Origin of the sequence: Micromonospora sp. LOL_023 (assembly GCF_048060115.1) — a bacterium.
Taxonomy (GTDB): domain Bacteria; phylum Actinomycetota; class Actinomycetes; order Mycobacteriales; family Micromonosporaceae; genus Micromonospora_E.
The window spans coordinates 1-15508 of record NZ_JBHMIM010000092.1 but is presented as its reverse complement, the minus strand read 5'-3'; the positions used below and the strand labels follow the sequence as shown (position 1 = coordinate 15508).

Sequence of the window (15508 nt, the reverse complement as noted above, 5' to 3'; positions counted from 1 at the left end):
CTGACAAAATGCTCATCCCGGCACTACTCAAAGCAGTCAATTAGTGACTAACCGACTTTGCTTTGGCTCTGACGAAGATACCCTGTGTCTGCGAATCGAAGGTGAACCGGACCTTCAGTTCACCCAGGTTGAACCGGAAACGTCTACCGATCACCTGCTCAGTCATGACGTCCTTCCATCTTCAGCCGGGCGGTGGGCACTATGCGGACCATCTACTCGCCCCTTGGCTCATCCTGGGAATCGACAGGCCGGGTGTCGGGTCAGCCAAGCGGTGTCTGACCGCAAGGCCCGGTGTGATCGCAGTACGGCTGCGAGCGACTCTGCCCGCAACCACACAGGACTGCCCTTGTCTCAGCGCGCACGCCCTGCGGTGTGTCTACTCTCAACTCGCCTCGCACAGCCAACTGTCCGGTGGAGTTGCGCGTGATCCGCGTAGGCCGATCAGGGTTCTCCGCCCCGCCGACGGCGAGTTCGTACTGCAACGCTCCAGAGGGACAGCGCCGGACCACTTCGGCCAGGAGCTCGGCCTCGGCACCGTCGGGTCGGATCCACGGGCGCCGGCCCGGGTCGAAGACCTCCGGCAAGCCGCGGACGCACTCGGCGGCGTGCAGGCAACGCCTGGCCTCAAAGGTCACAGTGATCGACTGACCCTCGTACGCCTTCTTCGCGGTTCCGCTGCTCATACCGACTCTCCATCGTTGCCGTTCCCTGCCGTTCAGTCGCTGACCGTGCTGCGGGACTGGTACACCAGGTCCTCGTACTCGGGGTGCCGGGCGATCCACCGCGCGAAGAATGGACAGGTGGGCAGGACCAGCAGATTCGCGGCGCGGGCCTCGTCGAGGCCGGCGCGGGCCAGGGCAGCCCTAACTCCCCTGCCCTCGTACTCCGGCGAGACCTCGGTGTGCACGAACGCGATGAGTTCATGGGTACGGATGTACTGCGCGATACCTGCGACCTTGGGCTCTTCCCCGACCCGAGCCTCGTACCGCTTGGCATCGGGGACGTCCTTCACATCAACTACCATGTGTCCTCCATCAGTTGGCATCTCCGCTACGGGCCGACCGGCGGTAACGCGATCGTGCGGTCACATCGTTGGTCATCACCGAGCAGGGGTTTGGTGCCAGCGAAACGGGTCGTCCTCCAGCGCGGAGCGGTCCCACTGCCCGAGGTCCGCAGCGGCCTCGTAGGTGGTGCGGAGGAACTCAGCGACCGCGCGGTCCGGATCCGGTGCGGCGCGGGCAGCCTCGTACGGCAGCAGGAACTGCTGGAACTCGGTGCTGAAGTACGCGCCGTCGGGACCAATCGGCTGCTCGGCGAACCCGTCGGGTGCGGGATAGGCGTACGAGTAGAAGGCGCCTTCCTCACCGCCGCCGGGCCAGAACCCGCAGCTGGACAGCTCCCGGGAGTAGCCCTCGACCATGACCCAGTCTCCGCAGTTGGGCACTCCGCCGGGGTGCGGCGGGGCCGACCGGCCGGAGAAGCGGGTGCAGGCGAGGTCCATCCCGCCCCAGAAGAAGTGCACCGGGCTGACCTTGCCGACGAAGTGTGATCGGAACTCGCCGACCACCCGGTTCGCCTGCAACAGCTGCCGCCAGAACAGGGCGGCGGCCTCGCCGTCGTAGGAGGCGTGGTGGTGGTCCTCAGCGAACGGGGTCGCCGGATCGACTTCGTTGGGATGCGGCCGGATCGGCGCCTCGATCCCGAGCTCGTCGAGCATGGCCATGACCCGCAAGTAGAACTCGGCGACCGGCATCGGTCGGAGCGGAAGACTCCGCACGCCACCATCACTGGTACGGACGTCGAGCCGATGACCCAGGAAGTCGAACTCGATCTCAAAGGCCCCCGTGCGGTACGGGATGGCGGACGTCGTCAGCCCGCGCGGGCCCACGTACAGGGTCACCTGCCACCAGTGATTGACCAACGGAGCGTGCGCCATGCGGATCTTGCCCACGATCTGGGTCCACATGTGCAGAGTGTCGCGGGTGGCGGTCCAGTCCGAGACCCGCAGGCTCGGCCAGCTCATCGTTGCCGGGCTTGTCATCGCTACTCACATCCTTGGCGCTGTCACGAGAGGGTGACGGTCGTCGGGTCAGCGGTACTCGGGGTTGGCGGCGTCCGGATAAACTCCTGCGTCCCAGGCAGTGCGCTGGTTGCCGTAGGCCGGGAACCCACCGGCACGACGGATCATCGACGCGAGGTGCAACAGGTTGTAGGTCATGAACGCGGTATTGCGGTTGGTGAAGTCGTTCTCCGGCCCGCCAGAACCCTCGTCGAGGTAGGACGGACCAGGGCCGACCTCACCGAGCCAGCCCGCGTCGGCCTGCGGCGGGACAGTGAAGCCAATGTGCTGCAGGCTGTAGAGGACATTCATCGCGCAGTGCTTCAGGCCGTCCTCGTTGCCGGTGAGCAGGCAGCCACCGACCCGCCCGTAGTAGGCGTACTGGCCCTGCTCATTGAGTACACCGGAGTAGCCGTAGAGCCGCTCGATCACCCGACGGGTCACCGAACTGTTGTCGCCGAGCCAGATCGGACCGGCGATGACCAGGATGTCGGCTGCCAGCACCCGGGTCAGCAACGCGGGCCATTCGTCGGTGTCCCACCCGTACCCGGTCATGTCCGGTCGCACGCCCGTGGCGATGTCGTGGTCGACGGCGCGAATCTGGTCCACGCTGACCCCGTTCGCCTCCATGATCGCCACACTCCGATCGACCACTCCTTGGGTGTGGCTCCGGCAGGGGGAACGGTTGAGGGTGCAGTTGATGTACATCGCGCGCAGCCCGGTGAAGTCGGGCTTCTCGATCGTCGCGGTCATGGTGTCCTTCCTGGTCGCAAGTGATCAATGACATCGATGACCGCGAGCCGGACACCGTCGCCGGGGTCAGGGTCCGGGATCATCATCTCCGGATCCACGAGATAGACCTCGTGACCGTCCAGGCTGAGCCGACGCGCGACCTCCAGGAGCATCCGTCGGGACACGTCGTCGATGGAGTGCACCAGGGAGACGTCGAGAACCACTCGGGGCTCCGAAGGCGCACTCCGCACGACCTCGCGCACGATCCGCTCGGCTCCCGCGAAGCGGATTCCGCCCTGCAGCCGGACGATGCGGGTCGCGTCCGCTCCGTCACCCCGTACCCGATTGGAACGCACGACGGCGCGCGCTGCGGGCGGGACCTCCATCACATGCAGCCCCATGTCGGCCGAGAACCGCTCGAACAGCGACACTCCGCGAACACTGTTCCCGTGCCTGTCCAGTCGTGGCGAGAAGGTGGCAATGCCGAGCTGACCCGGGAGCGCCCCGATCAGTCCCCCAGCCACACCACTCTTCGCCGGAATTCCGACCTGCGTGGCCCAGTCGCCGGCGGCGTCATACATCCCGCAGGTGGCCATGACGCTCAGGACCTGACGCACCACCGCCCCGTCCACCACCTGCTCGTCCGACAGGGGATTCACCCCGCGGTTGGCCAGCGTCGCCGCCATCATCGCCAGATCCCGTGTGGTCACGAGCACCGAGCACTGACGGATGTATCCATCCACGACAGCCCTTGGGTCCTCGGTGAGGATGCCATGGCTGCGGAGCATGTGCGCGATGGCGAGGTTGCGGTGCGCGTTCTCCATCTCGGATGCGCACACCGTCTCGTCGACTGTCAGCTGGCGGCCCGCGAACGCCGAAAGACCCTGAACCACGCGGTCGACCCGCTCGACGGGCTTCACGTTCTCCGGACCGGTGAGTGAGTGAGCGGTGATCGCGCCGGCGTTGATCATCGGATTGCGGGGGCGCCCCGTGTCGTTCTCCAGGGAGATCTCGTTGAACGCCTCGCCAGACGGCTCGACCCCGACCTTGGCGAGCACTCGATCATAGCCGCGATCCGAGAGCGCCATCGCGTACACAAAGGGTTTCGAGATCGACTGGATCGTGAACGCGACGTCGACGTCGCCGGCACCGTGGACGGTGCCGTCGACCGTGGCGAAGACTGCTGCCAGACGCTCAGGATCAGCCGCCGCGAGCTCAGGGATGTACCCCGCCGGCTCCCCGGAGGTGTCCGATTCGACTTCTCCGAGTACGTCAAGCAGATAGTCGGGAACGACTGACCGCATCTGTCCTCCTCAGGTTCTCGCGGAGGCTGTCCGCAGGGCCTCGCGCACTGGCAGCCTGCCAGGCTGCGGTGAGTGCTCGCAGCTCGGCGGCCTCGACATTCGCTCCGGATAGAGCGCATCGACCGTGGCAAAGCGCTGGAACACCCGCACCGGATCATCCGAGGACAGCACCGTCACGCCCGACGCAAGCCGGATGCGCTCCGTGACGGTCGCGATGCCGGCGAGCACCGACTCCGGGCTGGAGATCGCGTACTCCGGCCGGTGGCGCTCACCCAGTGCGACCACTTCGATGCCGATCTGGTCGGCCAGCACCGCCTCGGCCACTGCCGCGCGGATCGCCTGCGCGTGCGAGACGATCTCCCCCCGGCCATCACGGGGCCGGTCTCCGAAACTGTCGATACCGTCCTCGACCTGCGATGCATCCATCGTGGGTGACTCCTTCATGCCTCGGCCATCTCCGGCATCTAGTGGAGACGTGGTGATGTTCAGCGCGCAGGCGTTGCCGCCGGGCACGTAGACACCGTTTCCACGTTCTCGTCGGTCACGGCCAGGCACGTCCGGTGGACACGCCACCCACGACAACCCCGCCGGATGTTTCCCGGCCGTCGCCGGGATGACAGCGGCCACCGGAGGAACCTCGCGCGACCCGAGACAGCAGCTTCCCCGAACTTGCTGCCAAGGCATGGGCAGAAGGCAGCATCTTCCGCAAGGTTGCCGGCAGGGCGGGCTCGTTGATCGCGTTTTCGCCGGAGGTGGCGGCGTTTCGGCGGTGCAGCTGATCGAGGGTGTCGGCGCGCCGCTGGGCGGCGTCGGCGTCGAGCCTGCGGGTCGCCGGGCCACAGAAGGTGTCCCTTGGCATCGTGCCGTCAACCAGGTACGCCGTGGTCACGTTCAGCGCGCACGCGTTGTCGCCCCACACGTAGACGCCGTGTCCGCTGCCGTCGACGCTGACCAGCCGGGAGCGCTTGGCGAACTTTTCTCGAAGTAGCTCGCCGCCTCGGTGCGGCGTGCCCGGGTCGCGCAGGTTCTGCACGATCAGCACATTGCGCGGCCCCCGGTCGTTGATCCGCACCGGTGGCTCAGACGGCTCGTACGCCCAGTACGCACAGGGGGTGATGTTCGCGCTGGCCGCGCCGAACATCGGGTATCTCTTGCGGTCCTCGGCGACCGCGCGTCGGTAGGTGTTGACGTCCTCGGGCCAGTTGACGTCGTTGCAGGTCACGGCTAGGTACGCCGACAGGAAGTTGTCCCAGGGCAACAACTCCGGTGCCGTCGCGGCACCGTCGCCCGACCCGGCTACCGCCGCGTCGTCGGCGCGGAGCAGCGACAGCCAGTCCTGTGCCAGTGCCGGATAGTTGGCCTTCCCGTAGAGCGCCGCGAAGGTGGTGAACCGGAAGACCGCCCCGGTGACGAAGCCCACCGGAGCCTTGTCCAGCCGCTCGGCGAGCCGGAAGTAGGTCCGGCGCACCTGCTCCGGGGTACGGCCCAGGCCGTAGGAGCCGTGCCTGGCCGCCGCCCACGCGGCGAAGTCCGGGAACGTCTGTTCCACACCCAGTCCGAACCGGCGCATCGCGGCATAGTCGAGGTGGGTGTCACCGAGGTTGCTGTCGACCACGATGCGGTCGGTGGTGTCCGGGAACATCGACGCGTACGCAGCCCCCAGGGCCGACCCGTACGACGCACCGTAGAAGCTAGCCGTCGCCTCGCCGAGGGCGGCACGGATCGTGTCCAGGTCACGGGCCGTGTTCGCGGTCGTGATGTGCCGCAGTCGACCCTCGGTGTCGTTGGCCGCACACAATTCGGCGGCCGCCCGCGCGGTCCTCGCCCGCTCGATGACCGCCGCGTCGTCGACCGCGTACGGCGGAACGTTGCTGAAATAGTCCAGCTCGCCGGTGAAACCACAGCTCACTGGTGCCGAACGTCCGACCCCACGAGGGTCCATGCCGATCAGGTCGTAGCGCTCCGACACGCTGCTCGGCAGGCCCAACCCGACCAGATCCGCCGGCATCGTCAGTCCCGAGGCGCCCGGACCACCCGGGTTGAGCAGGAGGATGCCACGGCGCTGAGCCGGTTTCGCACTAACGATCCGCGACACCGTAATGTCGATCGTGACACCGTCGGGATCGCGGTAGTCCAACGGCACCGGCACTCTCGCGCACTGCAACGTGGGCGAGACGACCGCGACCTCCTCGGGGCACGCGCCCCACTCCACCCGCGTCGCCGGACCACCGGCCTGTGCCGGTGCCACCGCCAGAGACGCGGCGATCCCGGTGACGACGGCGACGGCCACGCTTCGACGCAGCTTCATACCTCGGTCCTCGACTGTCGACGGTCGTTTCCTGACACACCCGCGACGGTGAGGTCGGCTGCGAACCCGCTCTCCTGCCGCAGCATCCCCATCCTGGGACGCACCGAGCGCTGGGCCGTGGGGCCCTTGCCGAAGAGTGCGTAGGGCTCCCGGCGCGCGACCTGGGTCGAAATCTCCTCGACGGGGTAGAACTTGCCGTAGGTGACGTGCAGTTGGGCGACTTCGATGACTGGGCTGACGGGCATCGTGGCTCCTCTCGTCTCGGCACAAGACTTCCGTCATCGGCAGCGCGTTCGCGTCGGTATAAACGCCTTAGCTCTCACCCGCAGCGCGCTGCGTCGCAAGCGAGCTGGTCGCGGGCGGCGCGAGCAAGCCGGCTCGGCAGCGGCACGCGGTTGACCAGTGATGGAAGCCGCGGGCTCGGGCCTGTCTCGACCTACGGCATCCGTTTCATCAACCGCTCCGCGTGGAGATCACGGCCTTGTCGCGGCGGCCGAGGTCAGGAACAACGACGATTCCCATCGGTGACAACTACCTACTCCGCCCCTGTCGGACCTCATTCCGACCTCGGGTGGGAGTGAAACTGACTGACCTCCTAGCTCAATCCGTCAGAGAATGTTGATCCCTGGTAGTCCGGATCGACTGACCGTTTTCCGCTCGGGGTAGAAGTCAGTTCGCCGCGTGTCGCTGCGGGTGCGCCGGTCCTCCTGGCACCGGTGGCGTCTTTCTGCAGGTAGGGGCCGGTGTTCGGGGGTCAGGTGGGTGGGGGTATGAGGCTGAGGCGTTGCCAGCAGAGGGTGAACGCTTCGACCCAGGGCCAGGTGTCGGGGATGGACAGGATCGTGCGGCGGGCGTGGGTGGCGATGTTCGCGGCGAGGACCCAGCCCTGGTCGACAGTCCAGTCCTTAGAGGACCTGCATCCAGAATCGTGCGCCGCTGCCGAGGCCAGACCTGCCGCGACCGGCCCGCACGCTCCAGATCGCCACAGGCCGGCCGCGTCACAGCGTGCTCACGCGCGTACTTCACACCGCCAGCACCAGGCCGAAGATCATGTCAGCACTCCGCGCCGCTTGGGTAGCCGACGCGACGGCGGCTGGCAGGTCATGGTACCTACGCTGGCGATCCTCTCGGGTGGCGTCGGGCGAAGTCCCAGACGATGGCGCTGGCGTCCGGGCCGGCGCGATCAGCGAAGAGGCCGTCGCCGGCAGGGCCTGGCCAGAGGTGCCCCATATCGTGGACGAGGTACGACTCGACGACAGACGTGCCGTCCGGCGTGGAGATGGTGGTTTGCGTGTACGCATGCCTACCCGGTTCCGCAGGCACCGTCGTCGTCTCTTCGACCAGGTCCAAACTCTCGTTGAGCAGACCGTCGTCGACTAGGTCGCTCACCGCGGTCCAGTGCTCGACGAGGCGAGTCGCGACGATTGGTGGGACGACGTCATCCTCCTCGCCCTGGATGACGAGCAGCGGCACCTGCCGCGCCCGGTCACCCATCTGGGACCACGCCTGACGTGCGGTGTAGTCCGGCGGGGTGGCACCGGGGTCGTCCGGGTCCACCTGGTTGAGCCCATACTCGCCACCGGCGACCGACGTCGCGGTCGCGAAGACGTCAGGGTAGGTCGCCGCGAGGATGACGGCTGCCCCCGCACCGGACGACGCGCCGGCGACGTGCACGTGGTCCGGATCCGCGTTGTAATCCTCGACCACCTGCCGGGCCACGCCTGCGAGCAGCGCGGGTTCTCCGTCGTAGCGGTGCTGTTCCCGCGGGTCACCCGAGTTCCAGCAGTTGATCGCGCTGCGGAACATGCGCTGCGTCGGATAGACAGCGATAAAGCCCTCGCGGTCGGCCAGATCGTTGAACTGCGTCGTGAACTTCATCGAGTTCCACCCGTACCCTGACATTCCGCACCCATGAAGCGCCATGATCACCGGCAACCGGGTCGTGCCGTCGTGCTGTGGCGGCAGGTGAACCTGGTAGCGCTGGGAGCCGACGTCGCTTTCGTACTTGTGATTGCGGTCTCCCTCCCCCATCCACCATGGCAAGCCAAACTGGAAGATCGCAGCACCGACAACGATCGCGGCAACGAGCACCAGCACGACGGCGGAGGCAATCCAGGGCAACCGGCGCCGCCGACGAGACCAGTCGGACCGCGGCTGATCGGACTCGAGCGCCTGGTTCGGTGCGGTCATTGAGTGTTCCTTTCGCCGGTCGGCGCTCACCTGGTGGTAGTGGCCACGCTGGCGGTGCTGGCGGCTACGATCGCCGCTGCGGTGCGAGTCACCGCGGCGGCGACCGCCTTGGGTCCCCAATGGCCGCGTGCGATCTCGCCGGCCAGGGTCACCGTCGTCGACGTCCAGGGCAACGGGGGCCGCAGCGAGGGCATAGCACCGCTGGCGAAGAGCAGCCCGATGATCGCCGCGGTACGGGGATCGGGACCTTCGCCGGCCTCCAGGATCCCGCGAATCCGTGCTCGCAGCCGCGGCTCGTGTGTCCCGTCGCCCGCAGGCCACCTGGTGGTGCGGAACACGCGCAACACCCGCGTCTCCTCACGACGCAGCAGGCCGCGGGCCACGAGCCGGTCGACCACCACCCGCCACAGGTCGGCGCCGAGCGTGACGAGCAGCGGCTGCACCCGCTGAGTCTTCTCGGCGATGGTGTCGTAGGCCGACTGCAGCAGCGGGCCAGGCAACGGACCGTCGCCCGCCGTAGTGACCCGTGGGCCGTTCAACCCCCCGGAGTCGTCGGTTTGGATCCGATTGAGCAGCGCGAGCTCGGTGAGCACCGCCCCGCCGAGCGTGTAGTCCAGGGTGCCCGCCGCCTGGATGGATGCGCCGTCGTCGTCCATCAAGAGCAGCATGAGGTCGTCGACGATCAGTAGGTCGGTCCGTGCCGACATCGGCTTCTCGCCCATAGGTGTTCCCTTCCCGTCCTCTTGTGCCTTGTCACTCGCCGTGAGCTCAGCCGAGAAAGGTGCGCAGGACGCCGTTGACCTCCTCGGCGTGGGTCCAGAGCAGCCCGTGTGGGGCGCCTTCGATCTCGACGTACTCGGCGTCAGGAAGTGCCCGGCGGAAACGCCGGGCGGTGGCGTCGATGGGGAGGATGTTGTCGGCGGTACCGTGCAGGATCAGAGCCGGTTTGCCGCTGGCGCGGACCGCCTCGACGTCTTCGCGAAAGTCCTCGATCCAGGAAGACACGACGGCGTAAGCCGCCACCGGCGCGCTGGTGACGGCTACGTTCCAGCTCCCGGTGACCGCCTCCTGGCTGATCCGGCTGCCGAGGTTCTCGTCGAGGTTGTAGAAGTCCGAGAAGAACTGCGTGTACCAGGCGTAGCGGTCACCTTTCGCTGCGGCCTCGATCCCGTCGAAGACCTTCTGCGGCAGGCCCTGTGGGTTGTCGTCACGGGCGACCAGGAACGGTTCGAGTGAGGCGAGGAACGCGAGCTTCGCGACCCGCTGGTGGCCGTACCGCGAGACGTAGCGGGCCAGTTCACCGGTGCCCATCGAGAAGCCGACCAGGACGACGTCGCTCAGGTCCAGCGTCTCCAGCACGGTGTTCAGGTCAGCGGCGAAGGTGTCGTAGTCGTAGCCGGATCCAACCTTCGAGGAGCGCCCGAAGCCGCGGCGGTCGTAGGTGATCACTCGATGCCCGGCAGCGAGTAGCTCGCGCGTCTGAAGCTCCCAGCTGTGGCCGTTCAACGGATACCCGTGAATGAGGACAACCGGCCGACCTGCGCCCTGATCCTCGTAGTACAGCTCGATTGTGGTGCTGTTCTCGTTCCCGACGGTGATGAAACCCATGATTGCTTCCTCCTGTATGTCGCGTACTTCGTAGTGGCGTCCCGCGCTGGACGTCGTTGTCGTGGCGCGGCACTTGTCAACGAGGCTCCCAGCGAAACATCCGCGCGGCCGACACGATCGCCACCGCCACCAGGCCGCCACGGGCCTGATCAAGCTAATGATCAGCACGGCGCGGAAGACGTCGCCCTGTCCGGGTCAGTGCGGCGGCCAGCCCCGGACAGCTGGTATGACGGGTCTGGCTGACATCGCGGTCCCTCTCGTCTTGACCTCAGGCTCCCGCCACCGTCGGCACCTTCGCATCGGTATGAGCCCCTTAGCTGTTACCGCCAGCGCGCCGCCGCGTGCTCGAAGCCGAACTCGACCCGCGGCATCCGAATCATCAGTCCGCCCATGTGCGCGACGCGGCATCGTGGATGTGGTACGCGTCAGGAGCAAGGACGCTCCGCGTCTGGGCCTGACCCGGTTCGACGGACATCCCAGCTCAGGGGGCTGTGTGCTCCTCGGGAGGATGTTCATCATGGAAGGCATGGGCAAGAAACCACGCCGGCCGCGCAGAGCGTTCACGCCGGAGTTCAAGGCGGAATTGTCGAGGTGTGCCGGCGGGGTGACCGATCGGTGGCGCAGATCGCGAGGGACTTCGACCTGGCCGAGACCGCGGTCCGTGAGTGGGTCAGGCAGGCCGACATCGACGCCGGCATCCGGTCGGACGGGTTGACCAGCGACGAGCGCGACGAGCTGGCGCGGCTGCGGCGGGAGAACCGCCGACTGGGGTTGACCCGGTTTGACGAACAGGGTCGGTAAGTTGATCTCACGCTACCTTGCTCGCTGGCCTGCGGGAATAAGCCGTCGCCTCATACTCGGCCGGACTCATGTAGTCCAGGGTGGAATGACGGCGGCGGGTGTTGTACCACCCCTCGATCCACTCGAAGATCGCCGCACGGGCAGCGGCCCGGGTCGGCCACGCCCTCCGGTCGAGCAGTTCGGTCTTGATCGTGGCGAAGAACGACTCCGCCACGGCGTTGTCCCAGCATTAACCGGCTAATTGGCCTGTTGCTCCGTGTTTGGCCGGTTAAGGTTTCGGGTCAGTGTCCTCGTCTGGTGATCTGGCGTAGCTGTTCTTCGTGGCGGCGGACGCGGCCGGCGATGGCTTCGACGGCGGTTTGCAGGGCTGTGATGTCGTCGGCGAGGCCGCTGAGGGTTCCCGCTTGCGCGGCACTGTGGCGGTGTTCCTCGATGAGGGCGCGTAGTGACGGGTTGCGGTAGAGCGTCGTGCGGCCGAGGCCGGTGCGTGCGGCGACCTGCGTGAAGGTGATCGGCTGCTGGTCGGCAATGAGTTCGGCGCAGGCCTGTTCGACCTTCGTGATCGCGGTGTTCATCCGGCTCGTGCCTGTTCGATGAGGGTGTCCAGCCGGGCGATGAGTTTGTGGTGGCGTGCGGCCTCGGTGATCCAGCCGCGTTGCTCGGCGTCCTGGGCGAGGGCGTCCGCGTCGACGCGTTGAGCGGTGAGGATGGCGAGTGAGCTGGCGTCGGAGTGGAAGCTCGGGCAGTGTTCGCAGATGTTGGCGTAGGTGCAGGCGCCTTGGGCGGGTGCCCGTAGGCAGAACCCGCCGGCCAGCCGGGACTTGATCAGGGGTGTCGTCTTCCAGTCCGCGCCGCGGGTGATGTCTGTCAGCGGCAGGCTCGTCGTCGGGTTCCTGGGGATGCCGGCATGTTCCTTCGCCAGGGTGAGCGCGCGTTCGTATTCGTCGCGGATCGTGGTGTCGAACAGCCGCCCGTAGCGCAGGCTCATCTCGGCGGAGACGTGGCCGAGTAGAGCGACGAGCCTGTCCGGATTTCTGTGTAACGCCCTATTCTGTCTAACTATCGGGCATCGATGGGGATACGGTTCGGGAAGAACAGGTCCAACGCGTTGAGGGCCTGTTTCCAGCCGTGCACGCCGGCGCCTTCGACCAGCCGTGGCGGCGCGGTGCGGGAGTTCGCGGGTCTACCGGCCTCGGCGGCGCGTTGCCGGGCGCGTTTGTCCTCGATGTCGGCGATCGCGAGCCAGATCAGCTTGATCACGGCGTCGTCGGTGGGGAAATGCCCACGGTTCTTGATGATCTTCCGGATCTGGTAGTTGAAGCTCTCGATCGCGTTGGTGGTGTAGATGATCCGGCGGACCTCGGGCGGGAACGCCAGGAACGGGGTGAACCGTTCCCACGCCCGTTCCCAGACCGCGACCGCGGCCGCGGCCGGGTACCGCCGGCCGAGCGGGCTGTCGGCGAAGCCGAGCATCGCGGTCTCGGCCGCCTCCACCGTCGGAGCGGTGTAGATGTCCTTCAACGCGGCGGCCATCGCCCGTCGGTCCTTGTAGGACACGAACTTCGTCGCGGCCCGGATCAGATGCACCACACAGGTCTGCACGGTGGTGTGCGGCCACACCGCCTCGATCGCCTCGGGCAGACCGGTCAACCCGTCGCAGCAGGCGATCAGCACATCACGCACGCCACGGTTACGCAGCTCGGTGCAGACCTGCATCCAGAACTTCGCCCCCTCGGTCTGCTGCACCCAGATACCGAGGACGTGCTTGACCCCGTCGGTGTTGACCCCGACGACGAGGTAGCAGGCCTTGTTACGGACCTGGGCGCCGTCGCGGACCTTCACCATCAACGCGTCGACGTAGACGATCGGGTACACCTCGTCCAACGGCCGGTGCTGCCACGCCTTCACCTCCTCCAGGACCTCGTCGGTGATGGTGGAGACCGTGTCGGGGGACACCTCGGTGCCGTAGACCCGCTGCAGGTGGTGACAGATGTCGCGGACCGTCATCCCACCCGCGTACAGGCTGATGATCACGTCCGACAGGCCACCGAGCCGGCGGGCGTTCCTCGGCACCAGCATCGGGGTGAACGTGCCCGCCCGGTCCCGGGGCACCTTCACATCGACCGGGCCGATCTCGGTCTGCACCGTCTTCGCGGTCGACCCGTTACGCGAGTTGCCCGAGCCGTTACCCGACGCGTCACGACGGGCGTAGCCCAGATGCTCGGTCAACTCGGCCTGCAGCCCCCGTTCCAGAACGGCGCGCACCAGCTCGGACAGGAACCCGCCCGGCCCGGTAAGCCGCAACCCGTCACCCTTGACCTGGGCCAGCAACGCGTCCAGGGCCTGCTTGTCGATCAGATCCGCCACCGCCCGGCGGGCCGCCTAACGCGCCGCCGCCTCGTCCGGCACCGCCGCCGCCAGAGGCAGCCGCGGACCGTCAGCGGCGATCCGCCGCGTCAACGCCGCGACCTCCGCGTCGGCATCGACGCCGGGGTCGTACTGCTCCACCGTTGAGAGTGTCATCGAAACTGGTCCTCACTGTGTCGACCGGCTACCCACCGGTCATAACGGACTTCTACTGACATCCGTTACACAGATCTCCCTACAGGCCCGTAGCGCCATCAGTCTTCCTGTCCGCGTTCGCCGCTCTCGCTGACCCGCTCAGCCGCGCCTACTACGACCGCAAACGCGCTGAGGGCAAGAAGCACAACGCCGCCCTCATCTGCCTCGCCCGCCGCCGCGTCGACGTCCTCCACGCCATGCTCCGCACCCAACGGCCATACCAGCCCAAGTCGGCGGACGAACCCCGCCTCGCCGCTTGACACAACCCATAGGGACACCCCCCGGGTACCGAGGCAGGAAGCCACTGGCCGCCCGTTCCGGTGGGATACCGCTCCGCCGACAACACGCAACGGTCCTGACCGACATGTCACTGATCATGGCCAGCACCAACCGCAACGTAGACCGGGTCCGAGGCTATCCCCTACCCAGAGCGGAGGCCGCGCTCCAGGAACGCGGACGCGAACAGGGCCACCGCGCGATCGTCGTCGGCCGCCAGCCGTCGCAACACGTCCCGGCCTACGGTTGCGGGCAACTCGAGGACGGCCTGGGTCAGGCGGACCCGTACCGCTGAATCGCCGGCGTGGGCGGCGAGTTCGTCGCTCAGCGCGCGCAGGATCGGGCCGGCGTTGCCGGGTTTCGCGGAGAACGCGCCAAGCAGCTCGGCCGCCTCTACGTCGTTGCTGCCCTCGACCACCATGCCGACCAGGATCGGCACTGCGGCTGCCACGCCGCGGGTACCCAGGGCCAGTGCGGCGTGCCGGCGTACCGCGGGGTCGTTGTCGCCGAGCGCGTCGGCGAGCAGCGCGATCGGCTCGTCGCCGGGAAACTCGGCGATCGCTTGGACGGCACGGCGGCGGACAGCGGGGTTGTCCGAGTACATCCCGGCGGTCACGCTGGCCACGCCGCCACTGCCGGTACGGGCCAGCGCCCAGCGCAGCGCGCCGGCCACGTTCGGGTCAGATTCGGCCAGAACCGCGCCGGCCAGCAGTTCGGTGGGCACCCGAACGTCCTCAGTGGGGGCAAGCACCGACTGCTGGCGGGAGGCGGGGCTGGCAGAGTTAAGGCCGTGCATGAGTTCGACGATGCGCAGCACGCCCTGCCAGCCAGTGGGGGCCGAGGCGTCCACCGTGCGGAGGCGTTCCAGTAGTTCCTGTTCGCGTTCCAGCCGGTCCTCGGCCCACCGGATGAGGTCGCGGATCAGATCGGCCGGCGTGAAGGCGGGATCCTCCAGCGCGCGGCTGACCTGTTTCAGCGACAACCCGAGCGACCGCAGGCTCTCCACGTGGAAGATCCGGCGGGCATCCTCCTCGGAGTACTCGCGGTAGCCGCCGACGGTGCGGCCCGTCGGGCTAACCAACCCGAGGGAGTCGTAATGCCGGAGCATCCGGACACTCACCCCGGACCGACGGGCCACATCGCCGATCAGCAAGCGCTACTCCCCCTTGATGAAGTCGTCCTCGGTGAGCTTCGGCTGGTCTGCCTGGGCGTTCTCGTCACCCTGGCTCCAGCCGGCACCGAGCGCGACGGTCCGCTTCGCCTCCGCGATGGCCGCGTCGAAACCGACCTCCGGATCTTTGAGCAGCATCTCGGTGGCCCGGGCGTGCTCGCTGACATTCGGATCGTCGCTGCCGATCGCCTTCTTGAGGGCGGGCTCGATCACGTCGCCCAGGCCGACCAGCGCACGGCTGAGGCTCAGCTTCACGTCCCGCTCACCGCGTCCCAACTCGGTGACCAGCTCGGCGACCAGCGTGGCCTCCGCACCCTCCAGGACCAGACCGACGGCGGTACGCCAGGCAGCGCGGGACACCTCATCGTCCGCGTCGTGCAGCAGCTCCTTGGTGATCGCCGGGTACACGCTCTTGTCCTGGACCTTAGTGCTTCAGTTCGTAAGTCCTTCGGGGGTTGACGGTCCGGGGTTTGGATGTGGCCAGTCGCTGATGGGAC

Annotated in this window: 17 protein-coding genes and 3 pseudogenes; 2 read left to right on the top strand and 18 right to left on the bottom strand. The window is 67.4% G+C overall.

What is annotated here, in order from left to right:
• Positions 1–260 precede the first annotated feature (260 nt).
• The 11 genes from ACFHVL_RS29450 to ACFHVL_RS29400 form a co-directional block, all read right to left on the bottom strand.
• Entirely contained in the window at positions 261–683 is a 423-nt protein-coding gene (locus ACFHVL_RS29450) for a (4Fe-4S)-binding protein (RefSeq protein WP_416631788.1), read from the bottom strand.
• A 32-nt stretch (positions 684–715) separates the two neighbouring features.
• Positions 716–1024 carry a GNAT family N-acetyltransferase gene (locus ACFHVL_RS29445; protein WP_416631786.1) on the bottom strand — a complete coding sequence of 103 codons (309 nt, stop codon included), beginning with the start codon at positions 1022–1024 and terminating at the stop codon, positions 716–718.
• A gap of 75 nt (positions 1025–1099) precedes the next feature.
• Complete coding sequence (locus tag ACFHVL_RS29440; RefSeq protein WP_416631785.1) at positions 1100–2041, bottom strand: DUF5996 family protein; 942 nt, start codon at positions 2039–2041, stop codon at positions 1100–1102.
• 48 nt (positions 2042–2089) lie between these two features.
• Entirely contained in the window at positions 2090–2812 is a 723-nt protein-coding gene (locus ACFHVL_RS29435) for a flavodoxin family protein (RefSeq protein ID WP_416631783.1), read from the bottom strand.
• Positions 2809–4095, bottom strand: coding sequence for a glutaminase (locus ACFHVL_RS29430; protein WP_416631782.1), 1287 nt, complete (start codon positions 4093–4095; stop codon positions 2809–2811). The genes ACFHVL_RS29435 and ACFHVL_RS29430 overlap by 4 nt, the downstream gene beginning before the upstream one ends.
• A 9-nt stretch (positions 4096–4104) precedes the next feature.
• A complete protein-coding gene (locus tag ACFHVL_RS29425) occupies positions 4105–4521 on the bottom strand; it encodes an LLM class flavin-dependent oxidoreductase (protein ID WP_416631780.1) in 417 nt (138 codons plus the stop codon).
• A gap of 115 nt (positions 4522–4636) precedes the next feature.
• On the bottom strand, positions 4637–6403 hold the full coding sequence (locus ACFHVL_RS29420) for an alpha/beta hydrolase (RefSeq protein ID WP_416631779.1): 1767 nt from the start codon (positions 6401–6403) through the stop codon (positions 4637–4639).
• Entirely contained in the window at positions 6400–6648 is a 249-nt protein-coding gene (locus tag ACFHVL_RS29415) for a hypothetical protein (RefSeq protein ID WP_416631778.1), read from the bottom strand. The genes ACFHVL_RS29420 and ACFHVL_RS29415 overlap by 4 nt, the downstream gene beginning before the upstream one ends.
• An 865-nt stretch (positions 6649–7513) precedes the next feature.
• On the bottom strand, positions 7514–8434 hold the full coding sequence (locus ACFHVL_RS29410; RefSeq protein WP_416631789.1) for an alpha/beta hydrolase family esterase: 921 nt from the start codon (positions 8432–8434) through the stop codon (positions 7514–7516).
• Between the two features lie 185 nt (positions 8435–8619).
• Entirely contained in the window at positions 8620–9300 is a 681-nt protein-coding gene (locus ACFHVL_RS29405; protein ID WP_416631777.1) for a GOLPH3/VPS74 family protein, read from the bottom strand.
• Positions 9301–9361: 61 nt separating this feature from the next.
• Entirely contained in the window at positions 9362–10201 is an 840-nt protein-coding gene (locus ACFHVL_RS29400; protein ID WP_416631776.1) for an alpha/beta fold hydrolase, read from the bottom strand.
• Positions 10202–10816: 615 nt separating this feature from the next.
• Between ACFHVL_RS29400 and ACFHVL_RS29395 the strand changes: the two are divergent.
• Positions 10817–10969: pseudogene (locus ACFHVL_RS29395) on the top strand (transposase); the annotation flags it as partial.
• A 40-nt stretch (positions 10970–11009) separates the two neighbouring features.
• Here the strand turns inward: ACFHVL_RS29395 and ACFHVL_RS29390 are convergent.
• From ACFHVL_RS29390 to ACFHVL_RS29370, 5 genes and pseudogenes are all read right to left on the bottom strand, one after another.
• Positions 11010–11231, bottom strand: a pseudogene (locus ACFHVL_RS29390) (integrase core domain-containing protein); the annotation flags it as partial.
• Between the two features lie 52 nt (positions 11232–11283).
• On the bottom strand, positions 11284–11577 hold the full coding sequence (locus ACFHVL_RS29385; protein ID WP_416631775.1) for a DUF6262 family protein: 294 nt from the start codon (positions 11575–11577) through the stop codon (positions 11284–11286).
• A complete protein-coding gene (locus tag ACFHVL_RS29380; protein WP_416631774.1) occupies positions 11574–11990 on the bottom strand; it encodes a hypothetical protein in 417 nt (138 codons plus the stop codon). Before ACFHVL_RS29380 ends, ACFHVL_RS29385 begins: the two co-directional genes overlap by 4 nt.
• A 71-nt stretch (positions 11991–12061) precedes the next feature.
• Complete coding sequence (locus ACFHVL_RS29375; RefSeq protein WP_416631773.1) at positions 12062–13369, bottom strand: IS256 family transposase; 1308 nt, start codon at positions 13367–13369, stop codon at positions 12062–12064.
• A 15-nt stretch (positions 13370–13384) separates the two neighbouring features.
• Entirely contained in the window at positions 13385–13525 is a 141-nt protein-coding gene (locus tag ACFHVL_RS29370) for a hypothetical protein (RefSeq protein WP_416631772.1), read from the bottom strand.
• A gap of 98 nt (positions 13526–13623) precedes the next feature.
• Between ACFHVL_RS29370 and ACFHVL_RS29365 the strand changes: the two are divergent.
• A pseudogene (locus ACFHVL_RS29365) lies at positions 13624–13824 on the top strand (IS110 family transposase); the annotation flags it as partial.
• 161 nt (positions 13825–13985) lie between these two features.
• Here the strand turns inward: ACFHVL_RS29365 and ACFHVL_RS29360 are convergent.
• Positions 13986–14993 (bottom strand): HEAT repeat domain-containing protein, encoded by a 1008-nt coding sequence (locus tag ACFHVL_RS29360; RefSeq protein WP_416631771.1) that lies wholly within the window; start codon positions 14991–14993, stop codon positions 13986–13988.
• 3 nt (positions 14994–14996) lie between these two features.
• Positions 14997–15419, bottom strand: a complete 423-nt coding sequence (locus tag ACFHVL_RS29355; RefSeq protein ID WP_416631770.1) for a hypothetical protein — start codon at positions 15417–15419, stop codon at positions 14997–14999.
• Between the last annotated feature and the right edge of the window lie 89 nt (positions 15420–15508).

Coding starts and splice junctions, on each gene's coding strand:
- ACFHVL_RS29450 (WP_416631788.1), bottom strand. CDS start 683: ATGAGCAGCGGAACCGCGAAGAAGGCGTACGAGGGTCAGTCGATCACT.
- ACFHVL_RS29445 (WP_416631786.1), bottom strand. CDS start 1,024: ATGGTAGTTGATGTGAAGGACGTCCCCGATGCCAAGCGGTACGAGGCT.
- ACFHVL_RS29440 (WP_416631785.1), bottom strand. CDS start 2,041: ATGACAAGCCCGGCAACGATGAGCTGGCCGAGCCTGCGGGTCTCGGAC.
- ACFHVL_RS29435 (WP_416631783.1), bottom strand. CDS start 2,812: ATGACCGCGACGATCGAGAAGCCCGACTTCACCGGGCTGCGCGCGATG.
- ACFHVL_RS29430 (WP_416631782.1), bottom strand. CDS start 4,095: ATGCGGTCAGTCGTTCCCGACTATCTGCTTGACGTACTCGGAGAAGTC.
- ACFHVL_RS29425 (WP_416631780.1), bottom strand. CDS start 4,521: ATGGATGCATCGCAGGTCGAGGACGGTATCGACAGTTTCGGAGACCGG.
- ACFHVL_RS29420 (WP_416631779.1), bottom strand. CDS start 6,403: ATGAAGCTGCGTCGAAGCGTGGCCGTCGCCGTCGTCACCGGGATCGCC.
- ACFHVL_RS29415 (WP_416631778.1), bottom strand. CDS start 6,648: ATGCCCGTCAGCCCAGTCATCGAAGTCGCCCAACTGCACGTCACCTAC.
- ACFHVL_RS29410 (WP_416631789.1), bottom strand. CDS start 8,434: ATGGGGGAGGGAGACCGCAATCACAAGTACGAAAGCGACGTCGGCTCC.
- ACFHVL_RS29405 (WP_416631777.1), bottom strand. CDS start 9,300: ATGTCGGCACGGACCGACCTACTGATCGTCGACGACCTCATGCTGCTC.
- ACFHVL_RS29400 (WP_416631776.1), bottom strand. CDS start 10,201: ATGGGTTTCATCACCGTCGGGAACGAGAACAGCACCACAATCGAGCTG.
- ACFHVL_RS29385 (WP_416631775.1), bottom strand. CDS start 11,577: ATGAACACCGCGATCACGAAGGTCGAACAGGCCTGCGCCGAACTCATT.
- ACFHVL_RS29380 (WP_416631774.1), bottom strand. CDS start 11,990: ATGAGCCTGCGCTACGGGCGGCTGTTCGACACCACGATCCGCGACGAA.
- ACFHVL_RS29370 (WP_416631772.1), bottom strand. CDS start 13,525: ATGACACTCTCAACGGTGGAGCAGTACGACCCCGGCGTCGATGCCGAC.